This is a genomic window from Streptomyces sp. NPDC127114 (assembly GCF_042677525.1).
Classification (GTDB): Bacteria; Actinomycetota; Actinomycetes; order Streptomycetales; family Streptomycetaceae; genus Streptomyces.
The window spans coordinates 11,848-28,969 of record NZ_JBHXTJ010000050.1 but is presented as its reverse complement, the minus strand read 5'-3'; the positions used below and the strand labels follow the sequence as shown (position 1 = coordinate 28,969).

General features: G+C 71.1%; 14 protein-coding genes. 5 read left to right on the top strand and 9 right to left on the bottom strand.

The annotated features are described in order from the left end of the window. Positions 1 to 3: 3 nt before the first annotated feature. Complete coding sequence (locus ACFVGS_RS32545) at positions 4 to 1,197, bottom strand: RtcB family protein (RefSeq protein WP_384420874.1); 1,194 nt, start codon at positions 1,195 to 1,197, stop codon at positions 4 to 6. 176 nt (positions 1,198 to 1,373) lie between these two features. Between ACFVGS_RS32545 and ACFVGS_RS32540 the strand changes: the two genes are divergently transcribed. The 3 genes from ACFVGS_RS32540 (at position 1,374) to ACFVGS_RS32530 (ending at position 4,692) form a co-directional block, all read left to right on the top strand. Then, the gene (locus tag ACFVGS_RS32540; protein ID WP_385695569.1) at positions 1,374 to 2,363 is read left to right on the top strand and encodes a DUF3558 domain-containing protein; all 990 of its coding nucleotides are present in this window, start codon (positions 1,374 to 1,376) and stop codon (positions 2,361 to 2,363) included. 132 nt (positions 2,364 to 2,495) lie between these two features. Further along, entirely contained in the window at positions 2,496 to 3,224 is a 729-nt protein-coding gene (locus ACFVGS_RS32535; protein ID WP_384420877.1) for a DUF3558 domain-containing protein, read from the top strand. A gap of 118 nt (positions 3,225 to 3,342) precedes the next feature. Further along, positions 3,343 to 4,692, top strand: a complete 1,350-nt coding sequence (locus tag ACFVGS_RS32530; protein WP_384420879.1) for a DUF2637 domain-containing protein — start codon at positions 3,343 to 3,345, stop codon at positions 4,690 to 4,692. Between the two features lie 91 nt (positions 4,693 to 4,783). On the opposite strand, the gene lysS is transcribed toward ACFVGS_RS32530, so the two are convergent. Next, positions 4,784 to 6,556, bottom strand: coding sequence for a lysine--tRNA ligase (lysS, locus tag ACFVGS_RS32525; protein ID WP_384420881.1), 1,773 nt, complete (start codon positions 6,554 to 6,556; stop codon positions 4,784 to 4,786). Between the two features lie 127 nt (positions 6,557 to 6,683). Here lysS and argS point away from each other — a divergent pair, with 127 nt between their 5' ends. Continuing rightward, on the top strand, positions 6,684 to 8,459 hold the full coding sequence (argS, locus tag ACFVGS_RS32520; RefSeq protein WP_385695566.1) for an arginine--tRNA ligase: 1,776 nt from the start codon (positions 6,684 to 6,686) through the stop codon (positions 8,457 to 8,459). A gap of 66 nt (positions 8,460 to 8,525) precedes the next feature. Here the strand turns inward: argS and ACFVGS_RS32515 are convergent, their stop codons facing one another. Further along, positions 8,526 to 9,692 carry a helix-turn-helix domain-containing protein gene (locus tag ACFVGS_RS32515; RefSeq protein ID WP_385695562.1) on the bottom strand — a complete coding sequence of 389 codons (1,167 nt, stop codon included), beginning with the start codon at positions 9,690 to 9,692 and terminating at the stop codon, positions 8,526 to 8,528. Positions 9,693 to 9,998: 306 nt separating this feature from the next. Here ACFVGS_RS32515 and ACFVGS_RS32510 point away from each other — a divergent pair, with 306 nt between their 5' ends. Beyond that, on the top strand, positions 9,999 to 10,679 hold the full coding sequence (locus ACFVGS_RS32510) for a DUF4232 domain-containing protein (protein WP_385695559.1): 681 nt from the start codon (positions 9,999 to 10,001) through the stop codon (positions 10,677 to 10,679). Positions 10,680 to 10,686: 7 nt separating this feature from the next. Here ACFVGS_RS32510 and ACFVGS_RS32505 read toward each other — a convergent pair whose 3' ends face one another. The 6 genes from ACFVGS_RS32505 to ACFVGS_RS32480 all read right to left on the bottom strand — a co-directional run bounded on the left by ACFVGS_RS32505 (position 10,687) and on the right by ACFVGS_RS32480 (position 17,070). Then, a complete protein-coding gene (locus tag ACFVGS_RS32505; protein WP_384420915.1) occupies positions 10,687 to 10,959 on the bottom strand; it encodes a DUF1876 domain-containing protein in 273 nt (90 codons plus the stop codon). Positions 10,960 to 11,079: 120 nt separating this feature from the next. Continuing rightward, positions 11,080 to 12,081, bottom strand: coding sequence for a porphobilinogen synthase (hemB, locus tag ACFVGS_RS32500; RefSeq protein WP_384420889.1), 1,002 nt, complete (start codon positions 12,079 to 12,081; stop codon positions 11,080 to 11,082). 195 nt (positions 12,082 to 12,276) lie between these two features. Continuing rightward, entirely contained in the window at positions 12,277 to 13,947 is a 1,671-nt protein-coding gene (locus tag ACFVGS_RS32495) for a uroporphyrinogen-III synthase (RefSeq protein WP_128976751.1), read from the bottom strand. Then, complete coding sequence (hemC, locus tag ACFVGS_RS32490; protein WP_384420890.1) at positions 13,944 to 14,930, bottom strand: hydroxymethylbilane synthase; 987 nt, start codon at positions 14,928 to 14,930, stop codon at positions 13,944 to 13,946. The genes ACFVGS_RS32495 and hemC overlap by 4 nt, the downstream gene beginning before the upstream one ends. Then, positions 14,927 to 16,282 carry a glutamyl-tRNA reductase gene (locus ACFVGS_RS32485; RefSeq protein WP_385695556.1) on the bottom strand — a complete coding sequence of 452 codons (1,356 nt, stop codon included), beginning with the start codon at positions 16,280 to 16,282 and terminating at the stop codon, positions 14,927 to 14,929. Before ACFVGS_RS32485 ends, hemC begins: the two co-directional genes overlap by 4 nt. Continuing rightward, entirely contained in the window at positions 16,279 to 17,070 is a 792-nt protein-coding gene (locus ACFVGS_RS32480) for a redox-sensing transcriptional repressor Rex (protein ID WP_384420894.1), read from the bottom strand. Before ACFVGS_RS32480 ends, ACFVGS_RS32485 begins: the two co-directional genes overlap by 4 nt. Between the last annotated feature and the right edge of the window lie 52 nt (positions 17,071 to 17,122).

Here is a 17,122-nt window from a genome sequence, read left to right as displayed (position 1 = left end):
TCCTCACCCCTTCACGCAGATGACCTGCCTCAGCTTCGCAACCACCTCAACCAGGTCCCGCTGCTGCTCCATGACCTTCTCGATCGGCTTGTAAGCGCCCGGGATCTCGTCCACGACGCCCGAGTCCTTCCGACACTCGACGCCCCGGGTCTGCTCCTCCAGATCCCGGGTCGAGAAGCGCCGCTTCGCCGCGTTCCGGCTCATCCGGCGCCCCGCACCGTGTGAGGCCGAGTTGAACGACGCCTCGTTACCGAGCCCCTTCACGATGTACGAGCCGGTGCCCATCGAACCCGGGATGATGCCGAACTCGCCCGAGCCGGCCCGGATCGCGCCCTTGCGGGTGACGAGCAGGTCCATGCCCTCGTACCTCTCCTCCGCCACGTAGTTGTGGTGGCAGGAGATCACCGGATCGAAGGTGACCTTCGCCTTCCGGAACTCCCGGCGGACGACTTCCTGGAACAGCGCCATCATGATGGCGCGGTTGTACTTCGCGTACTCCTGCGCCCAGAACAGGTCGTTCCGGTACGCCGCCATCTGCGGGGTGTCCGCCACGAAGACCGCGAGGTCGCGGTCGATCAGGCCCTGGTTGTGCGGCAGCTTCTGCGCCACGCCGATGTGGTACTCGGCGAGCTCCTTGCCGATGTTCCGCGAACCAGAGTGCAGCATGAGCCACACCGAATCGGACATATCAACACAAAGCTCCACGAAGTGGTTGCCTTGGCCAAGGCTTCCCATCTGCCTTTCGGCTCGCTCGCGACGGAACTTCACCGCATCAGCGACCGAATCGAACCGCGACCACAGGTCCCCAAACCCCGCAGTGGAAAACTGGAACAGGCGACTCGGATCCACCATCTCCCGGTGCATCCCTGCCCCCACCGGAATCGCCTGCTCGATCTTCGACCGCAGCCGTGAAAGATCACCCGGCAGGTCGTTCGCCGTCAGCGAGGTCTTGACGGCGGACATGCCGCAGCCGATGTCCACGCCCACCGCAGCAGGGCACACCGCGCCCCGCATCGCGATCACCGAGCCGACCGTCGCGCCCTTGCCGTAATGCACGTCCGGCATCACGGCCAGGCCCTTGATCCAGGGCAGCGTGGCGGTGTTCTGGAGCTGCCGCATCGCGCCGTCCTCGACCGAGCCCGGATCCGTCCACATCCGGATGGGCACCTTCGCCCCCGGCACCTCTACGAACGACATACCTACCCACTTCCCCCGAAAAGTCTGATAACGCAAAAACCGGAGCCAAAGCCCGTACAGGTGACTACGGACCGGCGTCGACAGCCGCGCTTGCGATAGACATTGTGTTCACCGCGCCATGCGGAGCAGCAAACAGTTTTCGGGGGGACGCCCCCCGGAGAAGGGAGCCTGGGATCGTGCAGCGCAAGGCGTACGCACCGGGTCGCGCGCCAGGTCGGTCCGGGTCCGCGGCGCTCTCCGCGGCGGCTCTCGCCCTCGGTCTCGGGATCGGGCTGTCGGGCTGTTCCTCCGGTGCCTCTCCGGACGCAGAGGCGGTCGACTCGAAGGCGGGTCCGGCCGCGCCGGCGGCGGCTCCGGGGCGGTATCGCACGCTGTTCGAGCCGTGCGGCGCCGTGCCGTCGTCCACGCTGAAGGATCTGTTGCCGGGGGCGGCCGCGCTGCCCGAGCCCGAGCGGGACCGGACCTATCGCGGCACTGCGGCGCCCACCTTCGACACCGACCGGCGGGTGGGCTGCGGCTGGAAGTCCGATGCTCCCGATGCCACTCACCGGCTGACGCTCGACGTGGAGCGGGTGGTGTCGTACGACCCGGCGGTGAGCGACGACGACCGGGCGCAGGAGGTGTACGGCCGGAAGCAGGCGGCGGCGGGCATCGCGGCGGCGCCGACGGCTCCGGCGACCACGTCGCCCGCTCCGTCGGGTGGCGGCACCCCGCCCGGGAAGGCGCACGGCACCGGCTCCGGTGCCCCGGCGTCGGCGGGGGCGGGTGCGGGTGCGAGCTCTCCGTTGGCCGGTCATCAGCCGCAGGGCCCCCTGGCGCCTCGGCCGACGCAGGTGACTCCTTCGACGGGCGGCGGGACGGCCACGGCGCCTGCCTCGCCGGGCGCGCCGGTTGTGCCGGGCTCGCCGGGTGTGCCGACCACGGGTCTGGAGGACCGTGTCCTGGACGGTCTCGGCGATGTCGCGTTCCTCAAGGACACGCTCGCCACTCCGGGGCCGTCGGGTGCCAAGCGGCTCGTGAGCGTGGTGTTCCGCACATCGAACGTCATCGTGACGGTGTCCTACGAGGAGCAGACGACCACCTCCGCGGAGGTGCCGGACAGCAGGGAACTGCAGGAAAAGGCCCGGAACCTGGCGCGTCTGCTCGCGGAGCGGCTGGAGGAGTAGCCGTGTGGACCCGCTCCGTGAGCGGGTTCGGACCACGTAACGTGTCGGCGTATCCCGCCCGTCGGCAGCCTGCCGTCGGCCGCCCGGGCGACGCCGGCCGCCCGGACCGTACGACAAGCGACTGAAGGAACCATGCAGCGATCAGCTCAGCGACTCTCCCGCATACTCGCCTGTGCCGCCGTTCCGGTGATGCTCGTCGCCGCCGGCTGCTCTTCCGGGTCGGATTCCGGCGACAAGGGCTCGGGGGACAAGGCCGCGTCGTCGGCCTCCGCGACGCCGAAGGCGACGCAGTCGACGAAGACGGTGGAGCCGGCGAAGTTCGCGAAGCTGCCGGAGATCTGTGCGTCGCTGTCGGCGAAGACCGTCGAGGGCCTCGTGCCGAAGGTGAAGAACAAGAAGGGCACGGAGGCGGCCTCCAGCGACGCCGGCAGTCGTGGCGGCTGTTCGTGGAACGGTCTGGAGGACAAGGGCACGAAGGGTTCGCAGTACCGCTGGCTGGACGTTTCCTTCTACCGTTACGAGTCGGATGCCACGCTCGGCAGCGGTCAGGAGCGGGCTGCGGACAGTTATGCCAAGGAGCTGGCCAAGCTCCAGGCCACGGCGGGTGCGAAGAAGCTGCGGACGACGCAGGCCTCCGGTGTGGGTGACCAGGCGGACACGGTCACGTATGAGCTGCGGAAGACGGACGAGGACTTCCGTTACGCGTCGGTGGTGGCGCGTACGGGCAATGTCGTGGTGCTGCTCTCCTACAACGGTGCCGGTTACGCGGGCGCGGACACCCCGTCCGAGAAGTCGATCCAGGAGGGTGCGCTGAAGGCGGTGAAGGAGGCGGTCGCGTCGGTCGCGGCGGCCAACAAGTAGCCGACCTGGAAGCGTTTGTCCGTTTTGGCGCGGAGCCCGGCCCTCCCCAGAGGGCCGGGCTTCGCGCACATGTGCCAGTCTGTGCCCGCGAGATGTCGATTGACGGGAGGGATCGCGGGTGGCCGCGATGCAGCTGACACGCACGCACCGGATACTCATCGGCCTGGTCGTCGCGGGCGCGGTGATCATCGCCGGTATCGGTTTCGCCGGCTCGTACGCCGCGGTGCGCGAGCTCGCCGTCGACAAGGGCTTCGGCACCTTCTCGTACTTCTTCCCGATCGGCATCGACGCGGGCATCTGTGTGCTGCTGGCGCTCGACCTGCTGCTGACGTGGATCCGGATTCCGTTTCCGTTGCTGCGGCAGACGGCCTGGCTGCTGACGGCGGCGACGATCGCCTTCAACGGTGCGGCGGCCTGGCCCGACCCGCTGGGTGTGGGCATGCACGCGGTCATTCCGGTGCTGTTCGTGGTCGCGGTGGAGGCGGCGCGGCATGCGGTGGGGCGGATCGCGGACATCACGGCCGACAAGCACATGGAGGGTGTGCGGCTGACGCGGTGGCTGCTGTCGCCGATTCCGACGTTCCGGTTGTGGCGGCGGATGAAGTTGTGGGAGCTGCGCTCGTACGAGCAGGTGATCAAGCTGGAGCAGGATCGGCTGATCTATCAGGCGCGGCTGCAGGCGCGGTTCGGTCGTGGGTGGCGGCGCAAGGCGCCGGTGGAGGCGTTGATGCCGCTGCGGCTGGCGCATCTGGGTGTGCCGTTGTCGGAGACAGCGCCGGCGGGGCTGGCGGCGGCGGGGATCGAGCCGGTGTTGTTGCCGCCGTCTCCGGTGGCGGCCCAGGGCCAGGTGCAGGTGCAGGCCGGGCTCCCGGTGCAGGTTCCTGCCTCGGTGTCGGCGGGGGTGACGCCGGAGCTGGAGCAGTCGCGCCCGCAGGCTCAGGTGCCGGGTCAGGTGCAGCCGATGGCCGGCCAGGTGCCGGGCCAGGTGCCGGGTCAGGTGCAGCCGATGCCGGTGCCGGGCCAGGTGCCGGGTCAGGTGCAGCCGATGCCGCAGTCGGCGGCGGAGGGCACGGACGGCGGCAACCCGTGGTTCGTGGCGCAGCAGGTGTCGCCGGAGGCGTACCAGGGGACGTACGACCCGCAGATCGTCGAGGGTCTGGAGCCGATTCCGGTGCCGATCCCGCAGGGTCCGGACGATGTTCCGCCGCCGGGGCCGGAGCAGTTCGAGGAGTATCAGGAGTTCGTGGACGAGCAGCCGTCCGTGGACGAGTTCGCCGAGGCGGCGTACAAGGCGATGTGGAACTACGTCGAGGAGAAGCAGGAGTTCCCGAACTCGGAGCAGCTCGACATATGGCTGAGTGACACGTACAAGGTCACTCACCCGCGTAGCGCGTCGATCCTGCGGGAGCTGACGCCGCAGCTGCGCCGTCGTATCGAGGAGGAGTGGGCGGAGACCCACACGCCGTGAGGCGCGGCGCTTGCGGCGCGGATACGGATACGGGAACGGAAACCGCCCTCCTCCGAGTGCTTCGGAGGAGGGCGGTGCCGTTTCTCGGGGCTCAGGCGCCGAGCAGCTTGCGGACCCGGTCGGCTCCGACCGCGAGCAGCAGCGTGGGCAGGCGGGGGCCGGTCTCGCGGCTGACGAGGAGCTTGTAGAGCAGGGCGAAGAAGGAGCGCTGGGCGAGCTTGAGCTCGGGGGTGGGCTTGGCTTCGGGGGTGAGGCCGGCCATGACCTTCGGGACGCCGTAGACGAGGGTGGTGAGGCCGTCGAGGGACCAGTGGCTGTCCAGGCCCTCCAGGAGCAGCCGCAGCGACTCGCGGCCCTCGTCGTCGAGGGAGCCGAGGAGTTCGGTGTCGGGCTCCTCGCGGACGATGGTGCGCTGGTCGGCCGGGACCTGGGTGGTGATCCAGTTCTCGGCGCGGTCGAGGCGGGGGCGGACCTCGTCGAGGGAGGTGACCGGGTTCTCCGGGTCGAGCTCGCCGAGGATGCGGAGGGTCTGCTCGTCGTGGCCGGCGGTGATGTCGACGACCGAGGCGAGGGTCCGGTAGGGCAGGGGGCGGGGGGTGCGCGGCAGCTCGCCGGCGGCGGTGCGGGCGGCGCGGGCGTAGGCGGCGGCGTCGGCGGGGAGGACGGTGCCGTCGGCGACCTTGGCCTCCAGCTTGTCCCACTCGTCGTAGAGCCGCTGGATCTCCTGGTCGAAGGCGATCTTGAAGGACTGGTTGGGCTTGCGGCGTGCGTACAGCCAGCGCAGCAGCTGCGGCTCCATGATCTCCAGGGCGTCGGCCGCGGTGGGGACGCCGCCCTTGGAGGAGGACATCTTGGCCATGCCGCTGATGCCGACGAAGGCGTACATGGGGCCGATGGGCTGTACGCCGTCGAAGATTCCGACGATCTGTCCGCCGACCTGGAAGGAGGAGCCGGGCGAGGAGTGGTCGACGCCGGAGGGCTCGAAGATGACGCCTTCGTAGGCCCAGCGCATGGGCCAGTCGACCTTCCAGACGAGCTTGCCGCGGTTGAACTCGCTGAGCTTGACGGTTTCGGCGAAGCCGCAGGCGGAGCAGGTGTAGGCGAGCTCGGTGGTCTCGTCGTCGTAGGAGGTGACGGTGGTGAGGTCCTTCTCGCAGCGGCCGCAGTACGGCTTGTACGGGAAGTAGCCGGCGCCGCCGCCGGAGCCGTCGTCCTCGGCGGCCGCGCCGGAGCCTTCGGCGGCCTCGAGCTCGGCCTCGTCGACCGGCTTCTGGGACTGCTTCTTCGGCGCCTTCTTGGTGCGGTACTGGTCGAGGATGGCGTCGATGTCGCCGCGGTGGCGCATGGCGTGCAGGATCTGCTCGCGGTAGGCGCCGGAGGTGTACTGCTCGGTCTGGCTGATCGCGTCGTATTCGACGCCGAGCTCGGCGAGCGCCTCGACCATGGCGGCCTTGAAGTGCTCGGCCCAGTTGGGGTGGGGCGAGCCGGCGGGGGCCGGGACGGACGTCAGCGGCTTGCCGATGTGCTCGGCCCAGGTCTCGTCGATGCCGGGGACGCCGTTGGGCACCTTGCGGTAGCGGTCGTAGTCGTCCCAGGAGATCAGGTGCCGGACCTGGTGGCCGCGGCGGCGGATCTCGTCGGCGACCAGGTGCGGGGTCATGACCTCGCGCAGGTTGCCGAGGTGGATGGGGCCGGACGGGGAGAGGCCGGAGGCGACGACGACCGGTTTGCCAGGCGCACGTCGCTCCGACTCGGCGATGACCTCGTCCGCGAAACGGGAGACCCAGTCGGTCTCGGTGCTGCTCTGAGCCACGATCGGTTCGTCCTTCTTCCTTGGTCCTTGCTGACCTTGTTTCCCTCGCATCAGCCATTCTCCCAGACGGAAGGAGACACTCCGAGGTTGTCCACAGGGGAGAAAACACGTTGCCCACGCATGGGACACTTGACAAGCGAAATAGCCCGTAAGACTCCCATCACAGGAACGGAAGCTCATGGCCTCGGTCCCTTCCCTCGCTTCGACCGTGCAGCAGCGTCTCGCGGAAGGCCTTTCGGCAGCCCTGCCGGAGGCCGGTTCCGCCGATCCGCTGCTGCGACGAAGCGACCGGGCCGATTTCCAGGCCAACGGCATCCTGGCGCTCGCCAAGCAGCTCAAGGGCAATCCGCGTGAGCTGGCGACGAAGGTCGTCGAGGCGATCCCGGCCAACGACGTCCTGAAGGACATCGAGGTGTCCGGGCCTGGCTTCCTCAACATCACCGTCTCCGACGCGGCGATCGTGAAGACGCTGGCGGCGCGTGCCGCGGACGACCGCCTCGGCGTGCCGTTCAACGCGTCGGCCGGCACGACGGTGATCGACTACGCGCAGCCGAACGTCGCCAAGGAGATGCACGTCGGCCACCTGCGTTCCGCGGTGATCGGCGCGGCGATGGTGGAGATCCTGGAGTTCACGGGCGAGACGGTGGTGCGCCGTCACCACATCGGCGACTGGGGCACCCAGTTCGGCATGCTCATCCAGTACCTGATCGAGCACCCGCACGAGCTGGACCACAAGGCGGAGGGTGCGGACGGGGAGGTCTCCGGCGAGGAGGCCATGTCCAACCTCAACCGGCTCTACAAGGCGTCCCGTGCGCTGTTCGACTCCGACGAGGAGTTCAAGACGCGGGCGCGCGCCCGGGTCGTCGACCTCCAGGCGGGCGACGAGGAGACGCTGGCCCTGTGGCAGCGGTTCGTCGACGAGTCGAAGATCTACTTCTACTCGGTCTTCGAGAAGCTCGACATGGACATCCGTGACCCCGACATCGTCGGCGAGTCCGGCTACAACGACATGCTTCAGGAGACCTGCCGTCTGCTGGAGGAGTCGGGTGTCGCGGTCCGGTCCGAGGGCGCGCTGTGCGTGTTCTTCGACGACGTCAAGGGCCCGGACGGCAACCCGGTCCCGCTGATCGTGCAGAAGTCCGACGGCGGTTTCGGTTACGCGGCGACGGACCTGTCCGCGATCCGCGACCGGGTGCGGAACCTGAAGGCGTCGACGCTGCTGTACGTGGTGGACGCCCGTCAGTCGCTGCACTTCAAGATGGTCTTCGAGACGGCCCGGCGGGCCGGCTGGCTGAACGACGAGGTGAAGGCGCACCAGCTGGCGTTCGGCACGGTCCTCGGCAAGGACGGCAAGCCGTTCAAGACCCGTGAGGGCGAGACGGTGCGGCTGGTGGATCTGCTGGACGAGGCGATCGAGCGGGCGACGGCCGTCGTGTCCGAGAAGAAGGAGAAGGCCGGTCTCAGCGACGAGGAGGTCGTGGAGAACGGCCGGTACGTCGGCATCGGCGCGGTGAAGTACGCGGACCTGTCGACGTCGGCGGTGCGGGACTACAAGTTCGACCTGGACCAGATGGTGTCGCTCAACGGCGACACGTCCGTGTACCTGCAGTACGCGTACGCCCGTATCCAGTCGATCAAGCGGAACGTCACGGACGCCGAGCCGACGGCCCACCCGGAGCTGGAGCTGGCCCCGGCGGAGCGGGCCCTCGGCCTGCACCTGGACCAGTTCGGTGCCGCGCTGGCCGAGGTGGCGGAGGAGTACGCGCCGCACAAGCTGGCCGCGTACCTCTACCAGCTGGCGTCGCACCTGACGGCCTTCTACGACCAGTGCCCGGTCATGAAGGCGGAGACGCAGGAGCTGAAGGAGAACCGGCTCTTCCTGGTGGACCTCACCGCCCGGACCCTCCACCAGGGCATGGCCCTGCTGGGCATCCGGACGCCCGAGCGCCTCTGACGTCCACCGGTGCGTCCGGTGTGACGTGAGCTGACGGCCCTGCCCTGCGGCAGGGCCGTCGCTGTGTCACTGTCTGATCCACTCGCCCTTGTCGGGCCAGTAGCCGTACGTCGGCCGCCCCTCGATCGCGCTGGTGCGGAAGGGCTCCCCGCCGTCGTCGACGCGGATCCGGCCCTTCTTGTCGCCGCTGCTCCAGTCGAGCTCCAGGTACCAGGCGGTGGCGTGCTGTTCGGTGTGCACGTCCAGGTTGAGCACCTGGGGATCGCCGGTGGCGACCTTGTACGGGAAGTCCTTGGCCGGTACGACGCCGTCCCCGTCCTGTCCGGCGACCGGCTTCGCGTACGGGCGAGGCGCGTCGAGGTCGACGTCGAAGGTCTGCGGGGTGATCCCGCTGCCGCAGCCGTCGCCCATCGAGTACGCGGTGCGGTCGAGGGGCTTGTCCCGTTCCACGACTCGTACGTGGAGCTTGGCGAGCACCACGGGCGCCTGGGTGCGGCCGGTGACGGTGAGCTGGAGCTGCATGTGCCCGCCGTCGACGCCGCCGAGCGACCGGCCCCAGGTGCGGTTGTCCTGGGGCGGGGGAGGCGGCGGGACGTGGCCGGGGTCCTGGTCGAGCAGGAAGTACTGGCCGCAGGGTTCGGCCCAGTTGTACGAGCTGATGCCGACGCTCAGGGGTGCGGGAGCCGTGGTGGCGGGCGCGGCGGGCCTGTCGTCGTCGGGGGCGGTGTCACCGACGCGTCCCACGAGGTAGGCGCCGGGGACGGCGAGGACGACGACCGCGGCGGCGGCGACGGCGCCCTTGAGGCGGCTACGGGAGGGCCCGGAGGGTTGGCCTGGTCCGGAGGACCGGCCGGGTTCGGTGGGCTCCGAGGCGACGAGCAGGGTGGTCGCGGGCTCGGCGGGTTCGGTGCGCTCACGGGACTCCGCGGGCTCTGCCGACACCGCCGGCTCAGCCTGCGCGCCGGGCTCCGGCTCGGCGGTCCTCCCTCTCCTCCGCGCGTCGTCGGCGACGATCCAGGCGCGGTGCAGCTCGACGAGCTCGTCCCGGGTGGCCCCGCAGAGCCGCCCGAGCCGTTCGACGGGCGCGAAGTCGGCCGGGACGGCGTCGCCGTTGCAGTAGCGGTGGAGTGTGGAGGTGCTGACGTGCAGTTGCCTGGCCAGTGCCCCGTAACTGAGCCCGGACCGCTCCTTCAGACCCCTCAGCAGCCCGGCGAGGCCGTTCGCCCCATCCATCGGATCCCCCGTTCCGCATCCCGGGAACGCATTCCAGGGGACGGTCGTTTCCCCAGGTCACAGTATGTGAACGCGTTCCACCGTTCCCCATTGTCCCGTGCCGGTTGCGGGTGGATCACCCGGCACCGCAAGCTCTGAGCCATGCCGGACAGCCGCGTCATCGACGCAGTGGCCACGGCGGTGCTGATCGTCTGCGCCACGGTCGTGATCGTTCTGCTCAACCACCGCTGACACAGACCCCTGCCGCCTGACGCACAGACCACTGCCGCACACCGACCACTGACCACACCACGGGGGAAATCCACCATGCGCATCGCCGCCCGCCGTCTCGCCCTGCCCGCCGCCGCCCTCGCGGCGGCGCTCGCCCTCACCGCCTGCCAGTCGGACGACGCCCCGGCGGCGTCGCCGAAGGCACCGGACGCGTCGGCGTCGGCGGTCCAGAAGACCCCAGGGGCCACGGAGCCCACCGACGCCGCACCCACGCCGACGAAGACGAACGCGCCGAAGCCCCCCGCCGCCGGGACCGCCAGGCCCACGACGTCCGCCAAACCCACCACGCCCGCCGGGAGCAGCACCTCCGCCAAGGCCGTCACCTGCACGGCGGCGAACACCAAGATCGTCGCGAGCAGGGTGAGCCGGCCCGTCAACCACCTGCTGCTGACCGTCACCAACGTCGGTGGCCGCCCGTGCAACGCCCTGGGCGCGCCGATCGTCGGCTTCGACGACCCGCAGGCGCCGATCGCGGTCGTGGAGGACAGCAGGCCGCAGGCCGTCGTCACCCTGGCTCCTGGCGAGTCGGGCTACGCGTCGGTGATCCTCACCGGGGAGCCGGGTACCGACACGCACGGGCGCACGGTGCGGAAGATCCGCGTCGATCTGACCCCGGGGAGCGGCACGACGGTGGCGGCGCCGAGCGGCACGTTCGCCGACGCCGGCGCCGCCGTGTCGTACTGGCAGCGATCTCTTGAGGACGCCCTCACATACTGACCGAGGGTCACCGAGGGATGGGGTGGGAGGTCCGGCCCGACACCTCGTCGATCTCGGCGTGCGCCTTCTGCAGCATCTGCGAGGCGATGTCCATCAGCGCGCGGGCGCCGGCGATCTCCTCGCCGACCCTCAGCTGCTCCGGGTCGGAGGGGTGGCGATTGGCATTGCCGTGTCCGCGCATCTCGGTGCCGTCGGTGAGCCGCACCATCGCCGCGGCCCGCGTCCGGTCGCCCTCTTCCTTGAATTCCATCTCGACGTGCCAGCCGACGAGTGTGTTCATCATGAGGACCACCTCCAGAGAGGTACCTGTCGGGTACCTCTCCAGGGTGCATCCCAGGGTGGGCAGTCCGCGCGCCCAGAGCCCGCCGGGCGGGCGCGCCGGGGCCCGACGGGGCCGGTCTCAGAGGCCGCGGGCGAGCTTCTGGGCGACTTCGGTGGCCCAGTAGGTGAGGATCATCTGCGCGCCGGCCCGGCGGATGCCGGTGAGGGTCTCGAAGATCGCCTTGTCGCGGTCGATCCAGCCCTTCTCCGCCGCCGCCTCGACCATCGCGTACTCGCCGCTGATCTGGTACGCGGCGACCGGCACGTGCACCGACTCGGCGACCTTGGCCAGGACGTCGAGGTAGGGCCCGGCGGGCTTGACCATGACCATGTCGGCGCCCTCCTCGAGGTCGAGGGCGAGTTCCCGCAGGGACTCCCGCACGTTGGCCGGGTCCTGCTGGTAGGTCTTGCGGTCGCCGGACAGGGAGGAGGCGACGGCCTCGCGGAAGGGTCCGTAGAAGGCGGAGGAGTACTTCACGGTGTACGCGAGGATCCCCACGTCCTCCTTGCCGATGGTGTCCAGGGCGTCGCGGACGACGCCGACCTGGCCGTCCATCATCCCGGAGGGGCCGACGACGTGGACGCCGGCGTCAGCCTGGACCTGGGCCATCTCGGCGTACCGCTCCAGAGTGGCGTCGTTGTCGACGCGGCCGTCGGCGTCGAGGACGCCGCAGTGGCCGTGGTCGGTGTACTCGTCGAGGCACAGGTCGGACATGATCACGAGGTCGTCGCCCACCTCGGCCCTGACGTCGCGGATGGCGACCTGGAGGATCCCGTCCGGGTCGGTGCCCGCCGTGCCGGCGGCGTCCTTCTTGTCGTCCTCGGGCACGCCGAACAGCATGATCCCGGAGACGCCGGCCTCCACCGCCTCGACGGCGGCCTTGCGCAGGGTGTCCCGGGAGTGCTGCACGACGCCGGGCATGGCGGCGATCGGCACGGGCTCGGTGACGCCCTCCCGCACGAACGCGGGCAGGATCAGATCGGCCGGATGCAGTCGCGTCTCCGCGACCATCCTCCGCATGGCAGGCGTCGTCCGCAGCCGCCGCGGCCGCGCCCCGGGAAAGCTTCCGTACGAGTTCATGCACCCGAGGCTACGCCCGCGCGGGCCGTGCCCTTACCGACGCCTTGTGGGCATGCGGGAGGGCGTAAGCGCGCGGGGCGCGGGCCCTGTGAAGGACCCGCGCCCCGCGCGTACGGCTGATCTCGGAACACCCGCCCCGCGCGCACGACCGTTCCCGGCCACCCGCGCCCCGCGGCGTACGACCGTTCCCGGCCGTTACGTCGTGCGGCGCCGCCGGGCGCCCGGCCGTCGCTCGCTGGGGCGCGTCACCGGGTCGCCGGCCTCGAGGGCGGCGGCGCGGCGGCGCAGGCCGAACTCGGCCAGGGCCTCGGCCAGCTTGTGCACGGACGGCTCCGGCGACAGGACGTCGACCCGCAGGCCGTGCTCCTCCGCGGTCTTCGCGGTCGCGGGGCCGATGCAGGCGATGACCGTCACGTTGTGCGGCTTGCCGGCGATGCCGACGAGGTTCCGCACGGTCGACGAGGAGGTGAAGAGCACGGCGTCGAAGCCGCCGCCCTTGATCGCCTCGCGGGTGTCGGCCGGCGGCGGCGAGGCGCGCACGGTCCGGTAGGCGGTGACGTCGTCGACCTCCCAGCCGAGCTCGATGAGGCCGGCGACGAGGGTCTCGGTGGCGATGTCGGCGCGCGGCAGGAAGACGCGGTCGATCGGGTCGAAGACCGGGTCGTAGGGCGGCCAGTCCTCCAGGAGGCCGGCCGCGGACTGCTCGCCGCTGGGCACCAGGTCGGGCTTCACGCCGAAGTCGACGAGGGCGGCCGCGGTCTGCTCGCCGACCGCGGCGACCTTGATGCCGGCGAAGGCGCGGGCGTCGAGACCGTACTCCTCGAACTTCTCGCGGACCGCCTTGACGGCGTTGACGGAGGTGAAGGCGATCCACTCGTAGCGGCCGGTGACGAGGCCCTTGACGGCCCGCTCCATCTGCTGCGGGGTGCGCGGCGGCTCGACGGCGATCGTCGGTACCTCGTGCGGCACCGCGCCGTAGGAACGCAGCTGGTCGGAGAGCGACGCGGCCTGCTCCTTGGTGCGCGGCACGAGCACCCGCCAGCCGAACAGCGGCTTGGACTCGAACCACGCGAGCTGGTCCCGCTGCGCGGGGGCGCTGCGCTCGCCGACCACGGCTATCACCGGCCGGTGGCCCTCGGGCGAGGGGAGCACCTTGCCCTGCTTGAAGACCTGGGCGATCGTCCCGAGGGTGGCGGTCCAGGTGCGCTGCCGGGTGGTGGTGCCGGCGATGGTCACGGTGAGCGGGGTGTCCGGCTTACGGCCGGCCGCCACCAGCTCGCCGGCCGCCGCGGCGACCGAGTCCAGGGAGGTGGACACGACGACGGTGCCGTCGGAGGCGCCGACCTCGGCCCAGCAGCGGTCGTCGGCGGTGCGGGCGTCGACGAAGCGCACGTCGGTGCCCTGGGCGTCGCGCAGCGGCACGCCGGCGTACGCGGGCACGCCGACGGCGGTGGCGACGCCGGGGACGACCTCGAAGGGGATGCCGGCGGAGGCGCAGGCGAGCATCTCCTGGCCGGCGTTGCCGTCGAGGCCGGGGTCGCCGGTCACCGCACGGACGACCCGCTTGCCGCCCCGCGCGGCCTCCATGACAAGATTGGTCGCATCCCTCAACACGGGGACACCGACGGTTGTTGACGCCTCGTCGACAACCGTCAGCTCAGGCGTGCTCACGCCCGCGCGCGCATGGCCGCGGACGACTTCGAGCACCTCCGGCTCGGCGATCAGGACGTCCGCGCCTGCCAGGGCTTCGACGGCCCGGAGCGTCAGCAGTCCGGGGTCGCCGGGGCCGGCGCCGAGGAAGGTGACGTGACCGTGGCCGGGGAAGGCGGCGGACGCGGGGCTGGTGGTCGGGCTGGTGGGGCTCAAAGTGCTCGCTCCCCCATAAGACCGGCCGCACCCTTGGCGAGCATCTCGTCCGCGAGTTCGCGTCCGAGTGCCACCGCCTCGTCGTAGGAGGTGGGTACGGGACCGGTGGTGGACAGCTGCACCAGCGTGGAACCGTCGGTGGTGCCGACGACGCCGCGCAGGCGCATCTCGGTGACAACCTGCCCGTGACCGGGGCCGTCGGCCGGCAGGTCGGCCAGCGCACCCACGGGTGCGGAGCAGCCGGCCTCCAGGGCGGCGAGCAGGGATCGCTCGGCGGTCACGGCGGCCCGCGTGAGCGGGTCGTCGAGTCCGGCGAGCGCGGAGACGAGGTCGGCGTTCGACGCCGGGCACTCGACGGCCAGGGCCCCCTGGCCAGGGGCGGGCAGGACCGTGTCGACCGACAGGGGGTCGACCGACAGGGAGCCGGTCAGCTCCTCGGTCCCGCCGATGCGGTTGAGTCCGGCCGCGGCGAGGACCACCGCGTCCAGTTCTCCCTTGGATACGTAGCCGACCCGGGTGTCGATGTTGCCGCGGATCGGTACGGTCTCGATGGTCAGGCCGTGGCTGCGCGCGTACGCGTTGAGCTGGGCCATGCGTCGCGGGGAGCCGGTGCCGACGCGTGCGCCGGCGGGCAGCGTGTCCAGCGTGACGCCCTGCCCGGCGACGAGGACGTCGCGCGGGTCCTCGCGGCGGGGGATCGCGGCCAGCACCAGGTCGGGGTGCTGGGCGGTCGGCAGGTCCTTGAGGGAGTGCACGGCGAAGTCGACCTCGCCGGCGAGCAGCGCGTCGCGCAGCGCGGCGACGAACACGCCGGTGCCGCCGATCTGCGCGAGGTGCTCGCGCGAGGTGTCCCCGTACGTCGTGATCTCCACGAGCTCGACGGGCCGGCCGGTCAGCTGCCGGACGGCGTCGGCCACATGTCCGGACTGGGCCATGGCGAGCTTGCTGCGCCTGGTCCCGAGCCTCAGTGCCCTCTCGGTCATACTCGCCCTCGGTTCTTGACGTCGCCGTCGTTTCGGTCGGCCCGGCTGACGGAGGCAACCGTCTCCGGGTCGAGGTCGAAGAGTGTCCGCAGTGCGTCCGCGTACCCGGCGCCGCCGGGTTCGCTGGCGAGCTGCTTGACGCGCACGGTGGGCGCGTGCAGGAGCTTGTCGACCACCCGGCGCACGGTCTGGGTGATCTCGGCGCGCTGCTTGTCGTCGAGGCCGGGCAGCCGGCCTTCCAGCCGGGCGACCTCGCCGGCGACCACGTCGGCGGCCATGGCGCGCAGGGCGACCACGGTCGGCGTGATGTGGGCGGCGCGCTGGGCGGCGCCGAAGGCGGCGACCTCGTCGGAGACGATGGTGCGCACCTGGTCGACGTCGGCGGCCATGGGGGCGTCGGCGGAGGCCTCGGCGAGCGATTCGATGTCGACGAGCCGGACGCCGGGCATGCGGTGGGCGGCGGCGTCGATGTCGCGGGGCATCGCGAGGTCGAGCAGGTAGAGGGGCCGGTCGCGGCCCTGCAGGGCGGTCTCGACGGCTTCGCCGGTGAGGACGAGTCCGGTGGCGCCGGTGCAGGAGACGACGACGTCGGCACGTGTCAGTTCGTCGCCGACGGCAACCATCTCGACCGCGCGTGCGGCCACTCCGGTGCCGCCGGGCTCGGTGAGGATCTCGACGAGGCGGTCGGCGCGGGCGGCGGTGCGGTTGGCGACGACGATCTCGTCGACGCCGGCGCGGGCGAGGGTGGCGGCGGCGAGCGAGGACATGGAGCCGGCGCCGATGACGAGGGCGCGCTTGGCCTTGGCCCAGTCCGCGACGTCGGTGCCGTCGGCCAGCTGCTCCAGCCCGAAGGTGACGAGCGACTGGCCGGCCCGGTCGATGCCGGTCTCGCTGTGGGCGCGCTTGCCGACCCGCAGGGCCTGCTGGAACAGGTCGTTCAGGAGGCGTCCGGCGGTGTGCAGCTCCTGGCCGACCGCGAGGGCGTCCTTGATCTGGCCGAGGATCTGGCCCTCGCCGACGACCATGGAGTCCAGGCCGCAGGCCACCGAGAAGAGGTGGTGGACGGCCCGGTCCTCGTAGTGGACGTAGAGATAGGGGGTGAGCTCTTCGAGGCCGACGCCGCTGTGCTGGGCGAGCAGCGTGGACAGCTCGGCGACACCGGCGTGGAACTTGTCCACGTCGGCGTAGAGCTCGATGCGGTTGCAGGTGGCCAGGACGGCGCCCTCGGCGGCCGGTTCGGCGGCGAGGGTGTCGTGGAGCAGCTTGGTCCGGGCGTCCGCGGAGAGGGCGGCCCGCTCCAGGACGCTGACGGGGGCGCTGCGGTGGCTGAGGCCGACGACGAGGAGGCTCATGCCGGCATCACGGCGGGCATGTCCCCGTCAGGTCCCTTGCGGCTCGCGTCCTCGGCGGCGCGGGCGGCCGGCGGTACGGCGGCGGTCTCGGCGCCCTCGCCGGCGGCGGTCTCGGCGCCCGGCTCCTCGCCGGCCTTGCGCTGCTCGTGGAAGGCGAGGATCTGCAGCTCGATGGAGAGGTCGACCTTGCGCACGTCCACGCCGTCGGGCACGGACAGCACGGTCGGCGCGAAGTTGAGGATCGAGGTGACGCCGGCGGCCACGAGCCGGTCGCAGACCTGCTGGGCGACGCCGGCCGGCGTCGCGATGACGCCGATGGAGACGCCGTCCTCGCTGATGATCTTCTCGAGGTCGTCGCTGTGCTGGACGGGGATGCCGGCGACCGGCTTGCCGGTCATGGCGGGGTCGGCGTCGATCAGCGCGGCGACGCGGAAGCCGCGGGAGGCGAAGCCGCCGTAGCCGGCGAGCGCGGCGCCGAGGTTACCGATGCCGACGATGACGACCGGCCAGTCCTGGGTCAGGCCGAGTTCGCGGGAGATCTGGTAGACGAGGTACTCGACGTCGTAGCCGACGCCGCGCGTCCCGTACGAGCCGAGGTAGCTGAAGTCCTTGCGGAGCTTCGCGGAGTTGACCCCCGCCGCGGACGCGAGCTCCTCCGAGGAGACCGTGGGCACGGAGCGCTCCGACAGTGCCGTGAGGGCACGCAGATACAGCGGAAGGCGGGCGACGGTGGCCTCGGGAATTCCTCGGCTACGGGTCGCCGGTCGGTGAGTTCGGCCAGTTGCCACGGTGCTCCTGCGGGATGAGCGGGGCTGCAGGCGGCCGTGTGTCCCAGGACCG